Here is a 20,962-nt window from a genome sequence, read left to right as displayed (position 1 = left end):
TCTTCTTTAATAGTAATTATGATAGCCACCTACTGCTGCAGGTTTTTGTCATCCTGCCATAGGAATTGGTCATTCCAACATCCCTATCCACAATTATACATAAATTGTACGTAAAAGCAACCAAAAAAATTCATTTTCCGCAAAAAAATGATAAATCTTTAACAGTGACGTTTTGGTACTGTCAGATTTTACTCCATCTATACTTGACTTTTTCAGAATAATGGCTACAATATATCTGATTATAGTTATTATATATATTTATAATAGTAACTATATGATTTTAATATATAGAAAGAAGTGATTTCTATGTCAGATATTCTGATCAAACGTAATCATATGGAAATCCCTTGGCACAACTACGTAAGTACCAGGAACAGCCAGCCCATTACAGAAGCTTCTCTTTCCGAAAAAGCTTCCCTGATCGGCCGTACAGGCATGATGCTTCTCTCCTGTGGGACCGGTGCCTGGCGGGTACGGAGTTCCATGAATACATTGTCAGAAGCACTTGGTATCACCTGTTCCGCAGATATCGGATTGATGTCCATAAGCTACACCTGCTTTGACGGTGAGAGCAGTTTTTCCCATGCACTTAGTCTGACTACCACCGGCGTAAATACTTCCAGACTGAACAGGCTAGAACATTTTGTCAGTGATTTTCCTGCGGAGGGTATCCATATGAGCGGTGAAGCACTGCACAGTCAGTTAGATGAGATCGAGCGGATCCACGGGCTTTATTCCCCTGCCGCCCTGGGACTGGCTTCTGCACTGGCCTGTGGTGCATTTACTTTTCTTCTGGGCGGTGGCCCGCTGGAAATGATCCTGGCTTTTGCAGGCGCAGGCATCGGAAACGCCATCCGCTGCAAGCTTGGCAAGCATCATTTTACTCTGTTTATGTGCATTGCAGTTTCTGTTTCCTCCGCCTGTCTTGTATATGCAGGCTTCCTGAAGCTGGCAGAGCTTCTGTTCCACATTTCCGTCCAGCATGAGGCCGGATACATCTGTTCCATGCTGTTTATCATTCCGGGCTTTCCGTTTATCACAAGCGGGATCGACCTTGCCAAGCTGGATATGCGTTCCGGTCTGGAACGACTGGCCTACGCCATTATTGTTGTAATGGTGGCTGCTGTCTCTGCCTGGCTGATGGCACTGCTTCTTCATCTGAAGCCTGTGGATTTCCTGCCTCTGGAGCTTTCGGCAGCTCAGAGGATCCTGTTCCGGCTTCTGGCAAGCTTCTGCGGGGTATTCGGCTTTTCGGTCATGTTCAACAGCCCTGTCCGTCTAGCCGCAGCTGCCGCCTTCATCGGCGCACTGTCCAACACTTTACGTCTGGAGCTTGTTGATCTTGCCGGTTTCCCACCTGCTGCCGCGGCTTTTTTCGGAGCACTGACAGCCGGACTTCTGGCCTCCCTCCTCAAAACAAAAGTGGGATATCCCAGGATTTCCATTACCGTACCATCCATTGTGATCATGGTTCCCGGACTTTATCTCTACCGGGCGATCTACAATCTGGGGATCATGTCCCTGAATGTTTCCGCCTCCTGGTTTGCAGCTGCGATCCTGATCATCGTTGCTCTTCCCCTGGGCCTTATTTTCGCCAGGATCCTTACGGACAAAATGTTCCGCTACTGCACCTGATGGGCATACAAAAAGGACTGCTTTCTGTAGCTTCCGGTCATCAGCTATCCTTCTGATAACCGGAGCAATACAAAAGCAGTCCTTTTTTGTACATTCTATTTCATTACGATCTCATCAGCGATCCCGATCATTTTTTCCAGGCGGTCCGCAAATTTATGGATGGGGAGAAAAACGCCCAGTCCGTCATAACGTTTTCCACCATCCTCCACAGAATCCTGCCCATAATATACAAAGGCTCTTGGAAGCTTCTTCTGAATTGCCATCATGATATCCCATACAGCCGCATAGGCCTGTGCCTCCGTTTCCTTTTCCCTTACGCTGTCCGGAAGCTCATACACCAGCAGCACACCGATATGTTCGCCCATTTTGTACTCTTCTACTTCCATGGTATCTTCATCATAGGCATGGCGCTTCCGGTAGCCATACGCCAGATACATCTTTACGCCCTGCTTCTCCCTGTATATCCTGCGGAACCGGTCGTAATCCCTATCACTTACATGAATTCCCTTTTCCCGCAGAAAATTTCCTTTTTCATCTGTGAGAAACACCGGATTCTCCTGTCCATCTGCATTGAACCTGAACGGTGCCAGAAAAGAATTTCGCAGAAGATCAAACATACTGTTCTGGCAGATCGCCATAAGGAGAGCTGTCAGATCACGGTTTTTATATGCGTCCAGCAATGCATAGGCGAATTTTTCCGGAGGAAGATATCCGCATTCTATGTCTGTATCCGCATCCATGGATTCATAGAAGGTCTCCGTCAGCCGTCTGCACGCCTCCGGATCCTTCAGGATCTTTTCAAATAAAAGCTCCGCCTTTTCCTCTCTTGGGAATAATGTGCTGTTTTCCACAATTCCTCACCCTTTCTAATCTCTATGTTTACTGGAAAACATCAGAATAAAGCTGATCAGAAGCAAAACATCCGATACCCAGATTGCCGGGATCCCCAGCCTCATGGACAGATTTCCTCCGCCACCGGCTCCAATGGCAAAAAAGAAAATTATTCCGAAATAATAAAGAGCCTGCTTCAGCTGTTCCGGACGTTTTTCACGACAATACACGGACAACGCCGCCGTGCCGCTTCGTAAATTTCCGATGCACATAGTGCTTGCATAGGAATAACCGCCCACCTTCCGGAAGGTCTGTACCTGCATGGCGCAGGAAAAGGATACCAGTACGGTTGCCAGCATATCCAATTCTCCCGGCATAAATCCCACCACAAAAAGGATCAGGATCTCGATCAGCAGGATCATCTGCCTCCAGTGAAGTTTTTTTGCATATTTAAAGGTACTCTGGATCCGCTCCGCCGCTACAACACCAATGGCAAAGGCTAAAACAGGAAACAGATACCTTAAACCGTCTCCCCACTGTCCTGTCATAAAATTATGGCTCATCAGAACCACGTTGCCTGTCTGGGCGTTGGAAAACACCTCATCTCTTGTAAAGTATGTGTAGGCATCCTGAAATCCGCCGGACATTGCCAGAAATACACTTGTGATAAAAGCTTCTGACATCTGCCGGTCCGCATTTTGCAGCTTTCCGCCTCCTGAAACCACTCTAAATCACTCCTGTCATTGATTTTTTTCCTCGGGTGTATTATAGTTTGCTCAGAAGCAAATGTAAAAAGTATTATTAATATCGTAAACATATTAAAATCATATCACAGGATGGAGACAATACATGATCACTTACGACTACTACCGGATCTTTTATTATGTAGCCCAGTATAAGAGCTTTACCAAGGCAGCAAGAGCTCTTCACAACAACCAGCCAAATATCACCCGCTGTATGAACAACCTGGAGCAGGAGCTGAAATGTACGCTCTTTCTCCGCTCCAACAAGGGAATCGCACTTACACCGGAAGGCCGCCAGCTTTATGAACACGTTGCCCTGGCTTTTGAGCAGCTGTCCATCGGCGAGGAGGAAATCCGCCAGAACGGAGAGCTGGAGCATGGTCTGGTTTCCATCGGCGCCAGCGAAAATGCCCTGCGTCTGATCCTTCTGGAAAAGCTGGAGCTGTTCCGCGAGCAATATCCCCATGTTCGCCTGCGCCTCTTTAACCATTCTACTCCTCAGGCAGTACAGGCACTGAAAAATTATGCGGTGGATTTCGCTATTGTCACTACTCCGATCTCCATCCGCAAGCCTTTACAGAAAAAAAGTCTCCTGCGTTACCGGGAAATTCTTGTATGCGGAAGCAAATATAAGGATCTGACCACTGCCCCTATCAGCATCCATGAGCTTCAGGATCTGCCCTTTGTAGGTCTTGCGGAAGGGACCAGCACTAGAGAAATGTATATGAATTACTTTATGGAAAACCGTGTTTCTTTTCATCCTGACATCGAGGCAGCAACTACAGACCAGGTCCTTCCCATGATCGTCCACAATCTGGGAATCGGCTTTTACCCCGAGCCCCTTGCCCGGGAAGTGATCAATGACGGGAAGATTTTTGCCCTTCAGCTTAAGGAGCCGCTCCCTCAGAGAGAGGTCTGCTTAGTCACAAACAGCAGTACTGCCATGAGTACTGCTGTCAAAAAAGCTATTGAATTTATTGTGTAAATCCCTGAGGCGGATCAGCCATTTACATTTATTGTTCCACTGTCCGCTCAATATGCATGGCAAGATAACCAATTTCAATAGGATCCAGCTCTTTACCCAGGCTTTTGCCCAGGCTCTCACAGACATCCTCCGCGATCCTGTAGGATTCCGGATATTTTTCTTCTATATATTCATTCATATCCAGCTTCAGTGTCTCCCCTGTGGAGACACGGGCTACCATATATTTGATATGGTTCATCATACGGTTGTAGGACAGGGAGATCACATCGATCTTTCTTCCTGTGGCCATCTCGATCATGGCGATGCATTCCCGTACCGTTCTTGCTGTCTGCATGGCAACAGACACCTTTTCATCTCCAAGTGCTGAGTGAATATGAAGTGCCACATATCCCACCTCATGCTCGTCGATTTCAATATCCATCCGCTCCTTCAGGATCTTCTTCAATACCTCCGCCACCTTGAATTCGCTGTAAAAAAGCACCTTGATATCATCCGTCAGAGGATTGCTGATCTGCTCATGATTCCGGATACGTCCCACTGCAAAGGAAATATGATCAGCAAGGGGAAACAGGATCCTTCTGTCTATGGTATCCCCAAAGGTCTTCTCAGCTTCTCTCAATATCTCATCTGCGATCTCCAGAAATTCCGGTGCTATGCTCTTTGCCAGTTCTTTTGCTGAGCCACGTTCTGTCTCCTGAGCCAGCCTGTAAATAGTACAGTCTGCCGGAGCCTCAAAACGCTGGCTGACCTTCTTTCCAAATCCCACACCTTTTCCCAGAAGTACATATTCCTGGTTTTCTTCCATATTTATGGCAATGATGCCGTTATTGTTCAATACCTTGCTCACTCTGTACATCTTTTTCCCCACCATTTTTATATATCCTGCTGCTTTTCCACATTCCACCACTGTCTGCCCCGGATTTTCAGTCGACATTTTTGTCTGCAGCTGTTGATTTTCTTTATCGTAACAGAATCTTTCTTTTGTGTAAAGCCCTTCTGACAGACAGTTATTTTCTTTGCCACAGGAAAAGCGCGCCCGGGCATTAGGCGCGCTTTTCACAAAACCAATCTTCTATATTATTGCTGAAAAATTTCCTATTCTTCCACAGTCTCTACTGCGAACAGCGGCTCTCCTGCCTTGATCTCTCCATTGGCAAGAAGGCGTACTCTCTGATTATCCTCGATCTCTGTGCAAAGGATCGGAGAACATAAGGACGGAGCGTTTTCTATAAGATACGGGATGTCAATCTTCATCAACGGCTCGCCTTTTTTTACATGCTGTCCCTGCTCTACCAGGATCTCGAAGCCTTTTCCTTCCAGCTTTACAGTATCAATGCCGATATGGAGGAGCATAGGAAGATCTGTATCTGTCTGGAATCCGATGGCATGCTTTGTGTCAAAAATAAACTCTACCTCGCCGTCTTCCGGAGCACAGATCACCGGGTCCTTCGGTGTGACTACAGCACCCTCTCCCATCATTCCTTCCGCAAAGCCTTCATCCGGCGCTGTGGAAAGGTCTGCGGCGATACCGGTTACCGGGCTGTAGACAATCGCTGTTCTGAGAACCTTTTTCTCTGGCTGCGTGCTGGCTTCGGATGTCGGAGCTGTGTTCTGAGTAGCCTCACCTGTACTTTCTGCTGTACGCTCTGTATCAGACTGAGCCTGATTTTCCGCATTGTCTGTTTCTTTCTCATTTGCACCTTCAAAATATTCATTCGGCGCTGTCTCCAGATAATCCTCCAGCTTGGATTTGATCACAGTTACCTGCGGACCGTAGATGATCTGGACACCCTGGCCTTTTTTCACGATTCCTCTGGAACCTGTTGTTTTCAAAATATCGTCGTTGACTCTTGCTGCGTCATGGACGGTGATACGGAGTCTTGTTGCACAGCAGTCCACATCACTGATGTTTTTCTTTCCTCCAAGGCCGGCTGTGATGGCTTCGCTTACCGGGTCTGCAGATGTACTTCCTGCTGCTTCACCGGCTTTTCCGGCTTCTTTTCTTGCGTTTACATCTGCTTTTGTATAAAGCTTTGTTTCTGTGTCGTCATCCTCACGTCCCGGAGTCTTAAAGTTGAACTTTTTGATCAGGAAGGTGAAAATCACATAATAGAGAATAAAGTAAATGATACCTACCGGGATAATCCTGAACCAGCTTGTCTTTGCATTTCCCTGAAGGATTCCGAACAGGAACAGATCCAGGAAACCGCCGGAGAAGGTAAGTCCTACTGCAATGTTCAGCATATGTGCGATCATATAAGCCGCGCCTGCAAGAACAACCTGTACTGCAAACAATGCAGGAGCTACAAACAGGAAGGAGAACTCCAGTGGCTCTGTGATTCCTGTAAGCATACATGCAAGGGCTGCTGAAAGAAGAAGTCCGCCTGCTGCTTTTTTCTTCTCAGGCTTTGCACAGCGGTACATGGCAAGAGCAGCTCCCGGAAGACCGAAGATCATGAAAATGAACTCTCCGGAAAAATATCTTGTTGCATCAGCACTGAAATGCGCTACATTTGCGGAATCTGCAAGCTGGGCGAAAAAGATGTTCTGTCCGCCCTGTACCATCTGGCCTGCAACCTCCATAGTCCCGCCAACGGCTGTCTGCCAGAATGGCATATAAAATACGTGATGAAGTCCGAATGGGATCAGCGCGCGTTTGATAATACCGAAGATCAGGGTTCCGACATAGCCGCTGCCTGTTACAAGACCGCCCAGAGCATAAATACCGTTCTGGACTGCCGGCCATACGAAATACATCAGGATTCCCACAAACATATATACAATGGTGGAAATGATGGGCACAAATCTGGAACCACCGAAGAAGGAAAGTGCGTTTGGAAGCACGATCTTATGAAAACGGTTGTGCAGAGCCGCAACACCAAGGCCGACGATAATACCGCCAAACACACCCATCTGCAAAGACTGAATGCCGCAGACAGAAGTTACAGTACCTTCCAGAACGCTTTTTGCGATCTGTCCGTCTGCTGTGATCTTGTCATTTACTACCAGCATACCGTTGATGGCTACGTTCATAACGAAGTAAGCGATCAGTGCGGAAAGAGCTGCTACCTCTTTCTCTTTTTTTGCCATACCGATGGCCACACCTACTGCAAAGATCAAAGGCAGGTTATCAAATACCGCACTTCCGACTTTGTTCATGATGACTAGGAGTGCATTTAAGATGGTTCCGTCTCCCAGAATCTTCTGAAGTCCATAGGTTGCAATGGTCGTTTCATTTGTGAAGGAACTGCCGAATCCAAGAAGCAGGCCTGCCACAGGAAGGATTGCGATGGGGAGCATAAAGGAACGTCCCACACGCTGCAAAACTCCGAAAATTTTGTCTTTCATGTTCTCTCTCCTTTTCTTTCGACGTTTTGGAGCGGGAATCTTTTAAGTGGGCAACAAAAAAAGACACCACCCCCCATAAACGTCAAATAAAAATAATAACATTTATGACTGGTTAATGCCTGCTTATCAGTTACACACCAAATCTGAAATACACTATACGGGTTTTGTTCTTCTGTGTCAAGGAGTAATTTGATTTTTTCCAAAAAATATCTCCTCATATCACTATCCGCTCCGTTGCCAACAATCTCTTGCGGAATATTTCCTGTGAACAGCAGCCATATAGTTCCTGTTCTCAGAAAGTATACAGAAACGAAACAGGCCAGAAATTCACTTATCTTGACTTTATTCTCACTTATGATAAGATGAACATAGAATGTCCGGCAGCAATATTTTTTGCTCAGACAACACTATACATTTCATAAAAACGGAGGTACTTTTCCGATGAATACCATCAAGAAATTCATCCACTACTACGGCCCGTACAAAGCGGTCTTTTTTATTGACCTGATCTGTGCAGCCGTTATCAGTCTGGTAGATCTTGCTTATCCCCAGATTCTTCGTACTATGACAAAAACTCTCTTTACACAGGATAAGGATATTATTCTTCATGCCCTCCCTGTGATTGCAGCTTCTCTTTTTGTTATGTACATTGTGCAGAGTCTCTGCAAATATTATGTAACCTATCAGGGACATATGATGGGTGCAAAGATGGAACGTGATATGCGCCGGGAGCTTTTTGACCATTACCAGGAGCTGTCTTTTTCCTATTACAGCAGGAATAATTCCGGTCAGATGATGAGCAAGCTGGTCAGTGACCTTTTTGACATTTCCGAGTTTGCACATCATGGTCCTGAGAATCTTTTTATCTCTCTGGTAAAGATCGTCGGTGCTTTTATCTTCCTGTTCTTTATCAACAAAAAACTTGCACTGCCGCTGATCCTCCTGGTGATCGTGATGTTTGTGTTTTCCTTCCGCCAGAATGCAAAAATGCAGGAAACCTTCATGGAAAACCGGCGTAAGATCGGAGATGTAAATGCCAGTCTTCAGGATACGCTTTCCGGAATCCGCGTGGTGCAATCCTTCGCAAACGAGGACATCGAACGTGCCAAATTTAAGAAAAGCAATGAAGCGTTCCTTGTTTCCAAAAGAGATAATTATCACTGTATGGGAAGCTTCATGAGTTCCAATCTTTTCTTCCAGGGCATGATGTACCTGGTAACTCTTGTTTACGGCGGCTATCTGATCGCTCAGGGTGAAATGCAGACTGCAGATCTTGCCATGTATGCCCTGTATATCGGAATCTTTATCAGCCCCATCCAGATCCTGGTGGAACTTGTGGAAATGATGCAGAAGGGTCTTTCCGGTTTCCGCCGTTTCCTGGATGTGATGGAAACAGAATCCGAGATCAGGGATGCAGACAACGCTGCGGAGCTTACGGACGTGAAAGGACATGTGCGTTACGACCATGTTTCTTTTCATTACAACGATGATGAAACTCCTGTGCTTTCCGATATCTCTATTGATATCCCGGCAGGAAAATCCATTGCCCTGGTGGGACCTTCCGGAAGCGGAAAAACCACGATCTGCTCTCTCCTGCCCAGATTTTATGATGTGACCGGCGGTTCCATTACTGTAGACGGAAAGGATATCCGCGGGCTGACTCTTAAGAGCCTTCGAAGCCAGATCGGTATGGTACAGCAGGATGTCTATCTTTTTGATGGAACCATCAAGGATAATATTGCCTACGGAAAGCCCGGAGCTTCCGATGAAGAGATCATCAAAGCCGCCAAATGTGCGAGTATCCATGACTTTATCATGGAGCTTCCGGATAAATACGACACTTATGTCGGAGAACGTGGCACACGCCTTTCCGGCGGACAGAAGCAGCGGATTTCCATTGCACGTGTATTCCTTAAGAATCCTCCGATCCTGATCCTGGATGAGGCCACCAGCGCTCTGGATAACGAAAGCGAACGTTGGATCCAGAAGAGTCTGGAGGAGCTTTCAAAAAATCGTACTACCATTACGATCGCGCACCGGCTTTCTACGATCCGTGATGCGGATGAGATCATTGTGATCACGGAGGAGGGTATCGCCGAAAGAGGCACTCATGCTGAACTGCTTGAGAAGAATGGATTGTATGCTGCATATTACAATATGTAGAAAGATACGAGGGAGGCGCTTCGCTGTCCCACTGAGATTTTTATAGGGCAAAATAAAAGGCTGCTGTATACCTTATCAATAGTGATATAGATATATAGCAGTCTTTTTATTTGTCAATTACTATCTTTTCAAAAAATTCAATCAAAGATTACAGCAGATAAACCGGAAGCTCGTCTTTAATTCCTACTGGCTGGTTGTTGTCCGGCTCATCTTTCTTTGGGGTGAGGAATTTGGCCTGGAGTTCGTCGGCGTTTCCTCCGCTGATCACGTTCTGGGCTACAGTTCCTGTTGTTTCTGCTGCAGCTGTTTTCTTTGCTGCGGTTTTACGTGCTGTTGTTTTTCTGGTAGTGGTTTTCTTTGCTGTTGTTTTTGTTGCGGCTGCTTTCTTTGCTGTGGTCTTCTTTGCAGGAGCTTTGGCTGCTGTTTTCTTTGCTGTAGTTTTTTCTGCCGCTTTTTCAGCTGTTTCAGCTTTTACCTCTGACGGCTTCTCTGCTGCTTTAACCTCAGCCTCTTTTACCTCTGTTTTTGTTTCTGTTTTGGATGCTTTTTCTGCATTTACTGCTCTTGCGATGCTTGCTTTACCTACTGACACGATTCATTACCTCCTCTGCCAATGCTATGTACTCTTTTGCGCTGCGGCTGCTTTTTTTGAACTCCACAACTGGTTCACTGCTGTCCTGGGACCATTCGATGGAGCTGTCTACACGGATAAAAGATTCGAAAAGATAGATTCCTTCCATTTCTTTCAGTGTTTCCATAGTCTGTTTGAAATAATTCTTTCTGGCATCTGCCTTGGTTACTACGATTCCCAAAACCTTTAAATCCGGAGCGATCTCCCTGACTTCATTGAGGAAATCAAACATATTTGCAAGACCAAACATACCCCACGGACTTGCCTCTACCGGAACAAGAACATAATCGGATGCACATAAAATATTCATCACCCAGCCGCCAAGAGTAGGCGGTGCATCAATGAGAATGTAATCGTACACTCCGGAATCTTTAACCTTCTGCAGACATTTCCGCAGGATAAACTCTCTCTGCCATTTTGTAAAAAGCTCATATTCCACGGAGCTCATCAGCGTAGACGACGGAACCAGATCCAGATTCTCATACTTCGTATGCACGATAAAATCGCTGAGATCCGACTGATGACCGATAGCATAGTAGAGATTCTTTTCCCCTGCTGCCATCTCAAGCACTTCTTCCTCCGAAAAAAAAGAAAGGGAAAGATTCAGCTGCATATCACCGTCTACCATCAGTACCTTCTTACCCATGCCGGCCAGTGCCGCTCCCACATTGGAACAGCTGGTGGACTTTCCGCTGCCGCCCTTATTATTTGCAAAACAGATCGTTACTGTATTTCCCATTACAGCCTCCCGACAACATAATTTCGTATTTTCTGTCACTTGCCCTTATTATAATATAACGTTCTCCTAAAAACAAGCACATCCCCCATAAAACCACGAAAACCGACAAAATAACCTCACATAAAACAACAGTATATACACCCAAAAACAGCAGGTTCCGGATCACTCCGAAAACCTGCTGTCCTGATTCGCTGACTATTATTATTTTACGATAAAAGATTTTCTCTTGCTGACAACATCGAAGATAACCGCTGCCAGAAGAACCATACCTTTAACAACCTTCTGGATATTCTGGTCAATACCCATGATACTCATGCCAAGATTCAGAACACCCATCAGAAGTGCACCAATGATAACACCAGGAACTGTACCGGTACCACCATAAGCAGAAGCACCACCAATAAGTCAATCACAGTCCTTCTCCTGTATGTTTTTCCTTACTGCTCGAATCTGCCCTTCATCTTCACTTCCTGCTCCCACACAGCGACCTTGCCGCGGGCAAACAGGCTGTTGATGTTGAGATTCTCATCCAGTACCAGAAGGTCTGCGTCTGCGCCTTCCGCTACACAGCCCTTGATTCCTTCTTTGCCAAGGAGTACGGCCGGAGTGCTGGTCAGAAGCTGTAAGGCATCCTCCAGCGGCATGCCCTCTCTTACCAGGATCTGGATGGTACGGTGCAGATACTTCGGGGACGCGTAGGTCAGGCCAATGCACTCGCCCTCTTCGTTGAAGCGCGGCTGGCTTCCGAACGCGTCACTGGACATGGTTACATGATCCAGGCTCACATCTTCGCGGTGCAACAGCTCATAGAGCTTCAGAGCATCGGATTCGACCTCCACATCATCGGCGCCGGCGGTGCAGTCAATGTAGCCGCCACGGCGCACCAGATCCGCGCCGGCATCAATCAGTCCAGGATTGCGTAAGATGTGGGTCGGCAGCAGGTTCTTGGCTGGAACGTCGGAATGATCCAGCACATAGAAAATCGGATCCAGTCTTCCCTCTCCGTCACCCATGTGCATGGTTACCAGGCCAGGGGTATTGCTGAGTAAGCCGGCTCTGCGCGCTGCAGTAGCCAGCGCGATCAGCTCTTCTCCGCCTGGGTTGGAGCTTCTGTGGTCCGATACCGCTACCTTCACACCGATCATCGGTGGAACCAGGATGATATCGCGCTCTACACTTCCGGTCAGGGTGGTCGGCGGGTAACCATAGGAACTGGTCAGAGTGTACACGGTCATGCCCTCTTCGGTCAGGGCGCGAGCTTTTGCGACCAGATTTTCCACACTGCGGGTTACGCCATCGGTTCCCAGAAGTCCGACTACCGTGGTAATACCATTTTTGAAGAATTCACTGAGCTGGGATTCCGGTACACGGGATGCCGGCCCCTGCTCTCCGCCGCCGCCTGTGATATGCACGTGCATGTCAATGTAAGCCGGAACAACGGTCTTTCCCTCCAGATCATAGGTTTCCACTCCCGGAAGTCCCTCATATCCCTCAATAGTATCCTGCATCAGAAGGATTTTTTCCCCCTCAATAAGGATATCTTTCTTTCCCAGTTTCTCCGGTGCGTACACATTCGCGTTTTTCAGTAACTTGATCATAATGTCAATTCTCCTGTCTCTTTCTTTTCCGCTTTTCTATTTCAAAGCTTCTGTCAGTCTGTCTCAAAGGTGCCTTTTACCAGTGCTTTTCCATACTCCACCATTTTCTGTCCACGGACAAATACCGTATCTACCAGAAATTCCTCATCCAGGATCACAAGATCCGCGTCGCTGCCCGGACGGATGCAGCCCTTTTTCGGGAATAATCCGTTGGCTCTGGCCGGGTTCTCCCCGCAGATGCGGATGGCTTTTTCCACCGGAACCCCTGCCTTTACAGCATCACGCACTTCCTCATGCAGGGAAGAAAGCCGTGTAACCAGAAGCTTTGCGCCGCCCCCGCCAATCACATGAACATGCTGGTCCACATAACCAGGAATTACCATTTTTCCATCTGCAGAAACAACTTCCACCGGAGCAGAAAGTTCCGGTGGATCGATGTGTTCTGCCACAGAAAATACTTTTTCATCTACGATCAGGATATCACGGATTCCTTTTGGATCCGGATCATACAGATTCGCGTTTTTAATCAAAAGCACTCTGGACATCGTATTTAGTTCTCCTTTTTCTTCTCATCATCGAGCTTGGCAATACCAAATCCGGTAAAGCCCCAGATGATTGCAAAAATCCAGCCGGTGTAGCACAGGATTGCCCATGGAAGGTAATCCAAAGTCTCTACGCCAAGGGTGGAAGCCATGTAAGCACCTGCTGCGGACCACGGGATCAGCGGTACAACTACGGTACCGGCATCCTCAAGGGTTCTGGACAGGTTCTTTGCCGCAAGCCCGCGCTCTTTGTAAGCGTCACGGAACATCTCGCCCGGAATCAGAATGGCAAGGTAAGAGTTACCGGTGGTCAGTGCCATGGTAATGCAGGCTGCAACGGTTGCGGTGATCAGCGCACCGGTACTCTTTGCCACGCTTAAGATCTTCTGGAGTACCACATCCAGACAGCCAGCCCGGCTCATGATACCTGCGAAGCAGAATGCGCAGAATACCAGAAGTGTGGTGCTCATAATGCCGTTCATACCGCCGCGGTTTAACAGCTTGGTTACGGCCTCGGAACAGGTCTCGGTGTCAAATCCTGCACGGTGGATCATGGATACATCAAAACCGTTTACGGTTGCCTTTAACACATCTCCTAACGCTACGTGCTGAATGAAGACACTCTCCAAGCCTGCTACAAAAGTAGAAAGAAGCATAACCGGAATGGTTGGCTTCTGAAGCAGGGAGCCGCCCAGCACGATCACTACCGGAATGATGATCAGCAGGTTCCAGCTGTACATGGAAGAAAGCTGGCTTAATAAAGTAGTAACGGTGTCAGAAGTAATATCTGCGCTTACATCTGCGTTCATACCAACAATGGCATATACCACCAGGGAAACGATGGTTGCTGGGACAGTGGTGTAGAACATATGTCCGATATGCTCATACAGTGTGCTGCCTGCCGCGATCGGAGCCAGGTTTGTGGTATCGGACAGCGGAGACATCTTGTCACCAAAGTAGGAACCTGCGATGCAGGCGCCTGCAGTAGCCGGAAGGGATACGCCAAGGGCGCTTGCGATTCCCATCAGGGCAACACCCATGGTTGCAACGGAACCCCAGGAGGTACCGGTAACAACCGAAACCACTGCCTCGATCAGGAACGCGGTAACCAGCATGAATTTCGGGTTTACGATCTGGACGCCGTAATAAATCATCATCGGAATGGTACCGGATGCCATCCAGGTACCAACCATAGCGCCAACACATACAAGAATCAGGATGGCAGGCATGCCCTTTGCAATCTTGGTGCAGATCTCATCCATCATCTCATCCCAGGTAATGCCTACACGGAACGCGATAAATGCTGCGATTGCAGCTACCATGATCAGAAGCGGCTCTGTGCTGTAGCCGAATACGCCTTTTCCGATGGTAAGGATCAGGAGCATTGCGACGATCGGTGTGATCGATTCCGCAAAAGTGGGCAGACGTTTGGCCCGTTCTTTCTTTTCTTTCATTTGTAGTTTCTCCTTTTAGCCTCCTTCGTGACAGTTTCACATTTTATCACGGCAGAGTATTAAGATTTGGACTTATTATATCAGAAAAGATAACGGGCAACAACTAAAACTTTATATTTTTTTATTTTCTTGTTACACGGGAGTTTGACACATTGAAATTCAAAAAAGTACCGCAAAGCCTTGAAACAGGCTTATTTTTTTGTCAAATTTTTATTTTTATTATATAGTAATATTTAGTGATATGTACTATAACAGTGGAAGCGGTAATTATTGTGCGTATAACAACATCAAAATCAAAAAATTCCGAGTCCTTTTATATCACTCAGTCCTATACAAATCCGGTTATTAAACCGCGCTTTGAAAGGAACTTATACTACAGAACAATTGCTCCATATTTTAAAAGACATAAAATTTGCAGATGTAGAAAAACAGGGTTTCATGCCGGTATATGAACGTCAGAAAATCACTGACGATCTCCACGAAACCTGTGGATTCAGAACAGACTATCAATTCATAACAAAACGGAAAATGAAAGGAATTCAGAAAAAAAGTAAGCGGAGATAAAACATTACTATGTTTCGTGTATGCAGATAAAAGTGCCACACCCCTTGTATTTGAAGGGCACTGAAAAACTTCCATTTCTTCTTAAGTGGAAGTTTTTCTTTTATATTATTTTCAAATCTTTACTTAGGAAAATCATAAAAAGCTATGGTTTACTCCATAGCCAGCTCATCTAATCTTACTATTCGTTTTACATTTGCTGTAAATGCCGTAAAATACATTTGCAGATGCATAGCAAATAAACCTCTCGAATCTGCTTTACGCAAACCGTGAGCTTCCTTTAGTTCTCCATTCTTTTCTTCTATCCTGTGCCGAATCTTCATTCGCTCCTGAAAATATTCGCTTTCTTCAAATTTAAGCCTTTCAAGATTTTTCTCGCTTGCTTGCGTGATACTGTAGCTTCTTGTTTTAGCGTTTGATCTTCCTACACGGCATTTTTCTCTTTGGGGACATTTCCGACACGTTACTTTGCTAAATATATATCTTAAATAAGTATTCCCATTTTTTGCCGTTCTTTTTTCTACACGCGTGGAAAGCTCTCCGGCAGGACACTGCAGCATCCCAGCATCTTTATTAAAGCAGAAACCTTCCTCAAGGTTCCCGTTTGCTGCAGCAGCTACTGCTGTATTGGTTCTGGCAATCAATGTAATCTCTTTTCCGCAGACTTCCAGATTGTCATCACTGACATATGCCATATCGCCTATAACTTCTGTAACTTTTATTCCATTTTCCTTCGCGTTTTCTATCAGTTTTGGTAATTCCTGCCCATCTGGTGCTCCTCCATCTGTTACAGTGATCCCCGCAATGAGACGTTCTTCAGTCATCGCAAGATGATTCTTATATCCATAGAACGTACTGGTTGCCGTTTTATGTCCAAACCGTGCATCTTTATCATCTTTGGATCGGATCTCTTTGAGCCGCTCATCTTCTAGTAGTTCTTTCATTTCATGAGAAAGTTTCTGTATCTTTTTATTTCCACAGGATTTTATTCCTTCCTCCAGAACCTGGAGTAGTTCCCTAGTATAGGCAATTTCTTCATCCAGTCCTGCTTCCAAAGAGGGTTTCTCAGGAAATCGCTCTGATAATTCAAAAGCTGTTTTATAAACCTCTTTCCGAAGTTGTTTGCTCATATCCCGCAGAATCTGCGTTGGAGATTTTGCCCAGACAGAAGCAATTGTATGGGTGGAATCAACGATAATGGTTCCCGATTTGATCAGATTTTTATCCAAAGCCTGTTGAATGGTTTCTTTTAACATTTCTTCCAGAATATCTTCTGTAATACGAGTTTTTCTGAATTTTGTGAGAAGACTGGGATCTATCATTTTTGCTTCTGGTTCCAGGTCAAGGAAAAATTTATATGCCATGTCCGTCTGGGCGCTGCTAATCAGGGCTTCGTCAGAAAGATCGTACAGTTTTTTCAGGAAAAGCAGTTTAAACATCATTTCTGGTTCCTTTGCCGGGCGACCGAAATTTTCACAAAAAAGCCCAATTCTTTTTTAGAATCAGACTTTTTCAGTGCCCTTTTAAATATGGTTTTGATTTGGTTTTGTAGCATAAAAAAATCTCCTTGTAGTTGTATTTGCATCGTGCAGATGCTTCTTTAACTACAAGGGCCGCTCTCACTACTTCTAAAAACCAATCAGTAGTGAGAGCGGCCGCACATTTGAGTTGAAGTGTCAACCCCTATTTAGGGAAAAACTAAAAAAGAGGTTAGACCTCATGTATAAGATCTAACCTTGAAAATTAACTAAATGACATTGACCAGTGAACAGTAACAAAATAACCTTACATAAAACAACAGTATATACACCCAAAAACAGCAGGTTCCGGATCACTCCGAAAACCTGCTGTCCTGATTCGCTGACTATTATTATTTTACGATAAAAGATTTTCTCTTGCTGACAACATCGAAGATAACCGCTGCCAGAAGAACCATACCTTTAACAACCTTCTGGATATTCTGGTCAATACCCATGATACTCATACCAAGATTCAGAACACCCATCAGAAGTGCACCAATGATAACACCAGGAACTGTACCGGTACCACCATAAGCAGAAGCACCACCAATAAAACAAGCACCGATCGCATCCATCTCAAAGTTTGTACCAGCCTGCGGGTTGGAAGAATTCAATCTGGCCATTGTCACCATACCTGCGATAGCAGCCAGAAGACCCATGTTCAAGTAAGCAAGGAAATAAACTTTGTTCGTATCAATACCGGAAAGCTTTGTTGCCTTCTCATTACCACCAACTGCGTAGAAATAACGGCCTGTTGTAGTCTTGGAAGCAATGTATGTATAGATCGCGATGATCACTGCAACCCAGAGAAGAGAATTCGGGATACCTTTGTACTGAGCAAGTCTGAACATGAATGCAAGAACAACTACACAGATCAGAACCATCTTCACTGCAACACCACCGAAAGACTCAACACTGTAGCCTTTTTTTGCACGGTCTGCACGGTTTTTCATAACAAGTGCAACATAGACGATGCAGACAATAATGCCAACTACGAAACATGTTCTGTTAAATCCTTCACCTCCACCAAGGAAGTCCGGAATATAGTTATTGAACAGAGCCAGATAAGCATCCGGCATCGGGGCCAGGGTCTGTCCTTCCAGAACTACGTTGGAAAGGCCACGAAAAGCAAGCATACCTGCCAGAGTAACAATAAATGGAGGAATTCGTACATAAGCGATCCAGAATCCCTGCCATGCACCAATGGCAATACCCACAAGAAGCATCACGATCATAGTGAGATACGGGTTCATACTGTTGAGAACCATCATCTTACCACCGACAGCAGCAACAAAGCATACAACAGAACCAACTGACAGATCGATGTTACCACCTGTTAAAATACAGAACAGCATACCGGTTGCAAGAATAAATACATATGCATTCTGGGCTACCAGGTTATTTACATTCTGCGGAAGAAGCATAACGCCCTTTGTGTTCACAGAAAACATGATCACAACAAATACCAGAACAATGACCATGGTATATTTTTTTAATATTTCTGAAAAACTAATCTTTTTCTCCATCTTCTTACTCTCCTTTACCTGACTTCACGATCCTGGACATGATCAGCTCAGATGTAGCTTCCTCACCACTTACCTCTCCTACGAATCTGCCCTCGTTCATGATATAGATTCTGTCTGACATTCCAAGCACTTCCGGAAGCTCAGAAGAGATCATGATCACAGATTTTCCTGCTGCGACCAGGTCATTGATGATACAGTAGATTTCATATTTGGCTCCTACGTCAATACCTCTTGTAGGTTCATCCAAGATCAGAATATCCGGCTCTGCAAACATCCATTTTGCAAGAAGGACCTTCTGCTGATTACCACCGCTCAGGTTTCCGACATTCTGCTCAACTGTCGGACACTTGGTTTTCAGTTTCTTCCTGTATTCCTCAGCAACTGCGTATTCTTTATCCGTATCGATCACTTTTCCATTACTGATACCAGACATGTTTGCAAGCGTAGTGTTCATCTTTATGGACTTGGAAAGGATCAGCCCGTTTCCTTTTCGATCCTCTGTAACATAAGCAAGCTTGTTGTCGATGGCTTCCTGAACTGTATTCAGCTTCACTTCTTTTCCGTTCATGAACACCTGTCCAGAAATTTTAGTTCCATAGCTCTTGCCAAAAATACTCATAGCCAGTTCTGTACGTCCTGCTCCCATCAGTCCTGAAATACCGACAACCTCTCCTTTATGTACTTTAAAGGATACGTTATTTACCACCTTACGTTCTGTATACAGCGGATGATAAACATTCCAGTTTTTAATCTCCATGGAAACATCGCCGATCTTTACATTTGGACGTTTCGGGAACCGATCTGTCATCTCACGTCCAACCATTCCCTGAATGATCCTCTGCTCAGAAAAATCGTCTTTCTTTTTATCCAGTGTTTCAATGGTAGATCCATCTCGGATAACTGTGATCTTATCTGCTACATAGGAGATTTCATTTAATTTATGGGAAATGATGATAGAGGTCATTCCCTGCTTCTTGAATTTCAGAAGAAGATCCAGAAGAGCTTTGGAGTCATCTTCATTCAGTGATGCGGTAGGCTCATCCAGAATGAGCAGCTTTGCATTCTTTGCAAGTGCCTTTGCGATCTCAACCAACTGCTGCTTACCTACACCAATATCCTTGATCAAAGTTCTGGAGGATTCCTCCAGTCCTACTATTTTCAAATATTTATCTGCTTCTCCATAAGTTTCATTCCAGTTGATGGAAAAGCTTTTGCCTCTTTCATTACCCAGATACATGTTCTCCCCGATGGTCATGTACGGGATCAGAGCAAGTTCCTGGTGGATGATTACAATTCCTTTATGTTCACTGTCTTTGATAGTGTTAAACTTACAGATCTCACCATCATAAATAATATTTCCTTCATACGAACCGTACGGATAAATACCACTTAATACATTCATCAATGTAGATTTACCGGCACCGTTTTCACCTACCAGTGCGTGGATCTCGCCTTCCTCGACCTGGAGATTAACATTATCCAGTGCCTTTACACCTGGGAAAGTTTTGGTGATATTTTTCATTTCCAGAAGTATCTTAGCCAACTCAATTTCCCTCCCTTTCCACTGTTCATGCAGGCGGTTATATTCCCCGCCTGCATGTGATAAATTTCTTTCTTAAAAATTCTGATTATTTGATCTGATCCTCTGTGTAGTATCCGGAGTCGATCAGGATCTCTTTGTAGTTATCTGTTGTAACAACAACCGGATCGCAAAGATATGTCGGGATGACACCGGTTCCGTTATCATAGGATTTTGTATCGTTCACTTCCGGCTCCTCACCTTTCATGATGGAGTCAACCATTTTTACTACTGCAGATGCAAGAGCTCTTGTATCTTTGAATACAGACATTGCCTGTTTTCCGGCTACAAGGTTCTTAACGTTTGGTGTGTCACAGTCCTGACCAGTAATGATCGGATATTCTCCTGTGTAGGAAGCTGCCAGTGCATTCTCAACACCAAGGGCTGTGGAATCGTTGGAGCAGAGAACTGCGTCAAGGTTTGTTCCGTCAGAGTAGTTACCTGCGATGATAGTATCCATTCTATCCTGTGCTTTTGCACTGTCCCAGTTAGCTGTAGCAACCTGCTCGAACTCTGTCTGACCGGATTTTACTACCAGCTTACCGTCATCGATGTATTTCTGGAGAACATCCATTGCACCACCGAAGAAGAAGTTACAGTTGTTATCGCCAGGATCTCCTGTGAACAGCTCAATATTGAATGGTCCGTCCTGATTGTCAAGATCCAGTGCATCTACCAGGTACTCGCCCTGTTTCTGACCTACTTTGTAGTTATCAAATGTTGCATAATAGGTTACTGCATCGGAATTCATAAGAAGACGGTCATAAGAGATAACCGGAATTCCTTTTTCTTTGGCCTGTTTCAGAGGCTCGCCAAGGCTGCTTCCATCGATGGATGCCACAACCAGAAGGTCACATCCGTTTGCTACCTGGTTCTCAAGCTGGGAAACCTGTGTGCTTACATCATTGGATGCATACTGAAGGTCTACCTCATATCCTGCTGCCTCCAGCTCTTTCTTCATGTTATCGCCATCCTGGTTCCATCTCTGGAGATCCTTGGTCGGCATGGTAACACCGATCAGTTTCTTGTCTGCTGCCTGTGCTGTTGCTGCCGGAACTACCACCATACCAGCTACCATTGTTGCGCAAAGAAGTGCAGATACCATTT

At 45.5% G+C, this 20,962-nt stretch carries 16 protein-coding genes and 1 pseudogene; 3 read left to right on the top strand and 14 right to left on the bottom strand.

Annotated elements, in window-relative coordinates; translation table 11 throughout:
* The first annotated feature begins 306 nt into the window (after positions 1-306).
* The gene (locus AB5026_RS01045) at positions 307-1,635 is read left to right on the top strand and encodes a threonine/serine exporter ThrE family protein (RefSeq protein ID WP_215638053.1); all 1,329 of its coding nucleotides are present in this window, start codon (positions 307-309) and stop codon (positions 1,633-1,635) included.
* 95 nt (positions 1,636-1,730) lie between these two features.
* Here the strand turns inward: AB5026_RS01045 and AB5026_RS01040 are convergent, their stop codons facing one another.
* Together AB5026_RS01040 and AB5026_RS01035 are read right to left on the bottom strand one after the other, a co-directional pair.
* On the bottom strand, positions 1,731-2,486 hold the full coding sequence (locus tag AB5026_RS01040) for a DUF4866 domain-containing protein (protein WP_173739789.1): 756 nt from the start codon (positions 2,484-2,486) through the stop codon (positions 1,731-1,733).
* Positions 2,487-2,501: 15 nt separating this feature from the next.
* Positions 2,502-3,149, bottom strand: coding sequence for a YoaK family protein (locus AB5026_RS01035; RefSeq protein WP_147603314.1), 648 nt, complete (start codon positions 3,147-3,149; stop codon positions 2,502-2,504).
* Positions 3,150-3,315: 166 nt separating this feature from the next.
* Here AB5026_RS01035 and AB5026_RS01030 point away from each other — a divergent pair, with 166 nt between their 5' ends.
* Positions 3,316-4,194 (top strand): LysR family transcriptional regulator, encoded by an 879-nt coding sequence (locus tag AB5026_RS01030; protein WP_015526026.1) that lies wholly within the window; start codon positions 3,316-3,318, stop codon positions 4,192-4,194.
* 28 nt (positions 4,195-4,222) lie between these two features.
* On the opposite strand, the gene AB5026_RS01025 is transcribed toward AB5026_RS01030, so the two are convergent.
* Together AB5026_RS01025 and AB5026_RS01020 are read right to left on the bottom strand one after the other, a co-directional pair.
* Entirely contained in the window at positions 4,223-5,050 is an 828-nt protein-coding gene (locus tag AB5026_RS01025) for a PRD domain-containing protein (protein WP_147603315.1), read from the bottom strand.
* Between the two features lie 239 nt (positions 5,051-5,289).
* Positions 5,290-7,542: a PTS transporter subunit IIABC gene (locus AB5026_RS01020; protein ID WP_015526027.1), complete on the bottom strand. Its 2,253-nt coding sequence runs from the start codon at positions 7,540-7,542 to the stop codon at positions 5,290-5,292.
* A 441-nt stretch (positions 7,543-7,983) separates the two neighbouring features.
* Between AB5026_RS01020 and AB5026_RS01015 the strand changes: the two genes are divergently transcribed.
* The gene (locus AB5026_RS01015; RefSeq protein ID WP_173739790.1) at positions 7,984-9,705 is read left to right on the top strand and encodes an ABC transporter ATP-binding protein; all 1,722 of its coding nucleotides are present in this window, start codon (positions 7,984-7,986) and stop codon (positions 9,703-9,705) included.
* Positions 9,706-9,853: 148 nt separating this feature from the next.
* Here AB5026_RS01015 and AB5026_RS01010 read toward each other — a convergent pair whose 3' ends face one another.
* From AB5026_RS01010 to chvE, 10 genes and pseudogenes are all read right to left on the bottom strand, one after another.
* Positions 9,854-10,297, bottom strand: coding sequence for a hypothetical protein (locus AB5026_RS01010; RefSeq protein ID WP_021650455.1), 444 nt, complete (start codon positions 10,295-10,297; stop codon positions 9,854-9,856).
* Positions 10,284-11,075 carry a ParA family protein gene (locus AB5026_RS01005; RefSeq protein ID WP_015526030.1) on the bottom strand — a complete coding sequence of 264 codons (792 nt, stop codon included), beginning with the start codon at positions 11,073-11,075 and terminating at the stop codon, positions 10,284-10,286. The genes AB5026_RS01010 and AB5026_RS01005 overlap by 14 nt, the downstream gene beginning before the upstream one ends.
* Positions 11,076-11,276: 201 nt before the next feature.
* Positions 11,277-11,477: pseudogene (locus AB5026_RS01000) on the bottom strand (sugar ABC transporter permease); the annotation flags it as partial.
* A gap of 35 nt (positions 11,478-11,512) precedes the next feature.
* Complete coding sequence (gene iadA, locus AB5026_RS00995; RefSeq protein ID WP_015526031.1) at positions 11,513-12,673, bottom strand: beta-aspartyl-peptidase; 1,161 nt, start codon at positions 12,671-12,673, stop codon at positions 11,513-11,515.
* Between the two features lie 53 nt (positions 12,674-12,726).
* Positions 12,727-13,218 (bottom strand): amidohydrolase family protein, encoded by a 492-nt coding sequence (locus AB5026_RS00990; RefSeq protein ID WP_015526032.1) that lies wholly within the window; start codon positions 13,216-13,218, stop codon positions 12,727-12,729.
* 5 nt (positions 13,219-13,223) lie between these two features.
* A complete protein-coding gene (gene nhaC, locus AB5026_RS00985; RefSeq protein WP_015526033.1) occupies positions 13,224-14,669 on the bottom strand; it encodes a Na+/H+ antiporter NhaC in 1,446 nt (481 codons plus the stop codon).
* Between the two features lie 713 nt (positions 14,670-15,382).
* Complete coding sequence (locus AB5026_RS00980; protein WP_227574384.1) at positions 15,383-16,720, bottom strand: IS1182 family transposase; 1,338 nt, start codon at positions 16,718-16,720, stop codon at positions 15,383-15,385.
* Positions 16,721-17,100: 380 nt separating this feature from the next.
* Positions 17,101-18,276 carry a multiple monosaccharide ABC transporter permease gene (mmsB, locus tag AB5026_RS00975; RefSeq protein ID WP_092070224.1) on the bottom strand — a complete coding sequence of 392 codons (1,176 nt, stop codon included), beginning with the start codon at positions 18,274-18,276 and terminating at the stop codon, positions 17,101-17,103.
* A 4-nt stretch (positions 18,277-18,280) separates the two neighbouring features.
* Complete coding sequence (gene mmsA / locus AB5026_RS00970; protein ID WP_044960730.1) at positions 18,281-19,819, bottom strand: multiple monosaccharide ABC transporter ATP-binding protein; 1,539 nt, start codon at positions 19,817-19,819, stop codon at positions 18,281-18,283.
* Between the two features lie 85 nt (positions 19,820-19,904).
* Positions 19,905-20,933 carry a multiple monosaccharide ABC transporter substrate-binding protein gene (gene chvE / locus AB5026_RS00965; protein WP_227588556.1) on the bottom strand — a complete coding sequence of 343 codons (1,029 nt, stop codon included), beginning with the start codon at positions 20,931-20,933 and terminating at the stop codon, positions 19,905-19,907.
* Between the last annotated feature and the right edge of the window lie 29 nt (positions 20,934-20,962).

It is taken from the genome of Blautia sp. RTP21359st1_E11_RTP21359_211015, from assembly GCF_040910705.1.
Lineage (GTDB): Bacteria > Bacillota > Clostridia > Lachnospirales > Lachnospiraceae > Blautia_A > Blautia_A fusiformis.
The sequence above is the reverse complement of the archived record's forward strand: the minus strand, read 5'-3'. Positions and strand labels throughout refer to the sequence as shown.

Bases quoted from the DNA above. Each gene is read 5' to 3' on its own strand.
- AB5026_RS00990 (WP_015526032.1), bottom strand. From the start codon at position 13,218: ATGTCCAGAGTGCTTTTGATTAAAAACGCGAATCTGTATGATCCGGAT.
- AB5026_RS01045 (WP_215638053.1), top strand. From the start codon at position 307: ATGTCAGATATTCTGATCAAACGTAATCATATGGAAATCCCTTGGCAC.
- iadA (WP_015526031.1), bottom strand. From the start codon at position 12,673: ATGATCAAGTTACTGAAAAACGCGAATGTGTACGCACCGGAGAAACTG.
- nhaC (WP_015526033.1), bottom strand. From the start codon at position 14,669: ATGAAAGAAAAGAAAGAACGGGCCAAACGTCTGCCCACTTTTGCGGAA.
- AB5026_RS01035 (WP_147603314.1), bottom strand. From the start codon at position 3,149: ATGTCAGAAGCTTTTATCACAAGTGTATTTCTGGCAATGTCCGGCGGA.
- chvE (WP_227588556.1), bottom strand. From the start codon at position 20,933: ATGGTAGCTGGTATGGTGGTAGTTCCGGCAGCAACAGCACAGGCAGCA.
- AB5026_RS01005 (WP_015526030.1), bottom strand. From the start codon at position 11,075: ATGGGAAATACAGTAACGATCTGTTTTGCAAATAATAAGGGCGGCAGC.
- AB5026_RS01015 (WP_173739790.1), top strand. From the start codon at position 7,984: ATGAATACCATCAAGAAATTCATCCACTACTACGGCCCGTACAAAGCG.
- AB5026_RS01030 (WP_015526026.1), top strand. From the start codon at position 3,316: ATGATCACTTACGACTACTACCGGATCTTTTATTATGTAGCCCAGTAT.
- mmsB (WP_092070224.1), bottom strand. From the start codon at position 18,276: ATGGAGAAAAAGATTAGTTTTTCAGAAATATTAAAAAAATATACCATG.
- AB5026_RS01025 (WP_147603315.1), bottom strand. From the start codon at position 5,050: ATGTACAGAGTGAGCAAGGTATTGAACAATAACGGCATCATTGCCATA.
- AB5026_RS01020 (WP_015526027.1), bottom strand. From the start codon at position 7,542: ATGAAAGACAAAATTTTCGGAGTTTTGCAGCGTGTGGGACGTTCCTTT.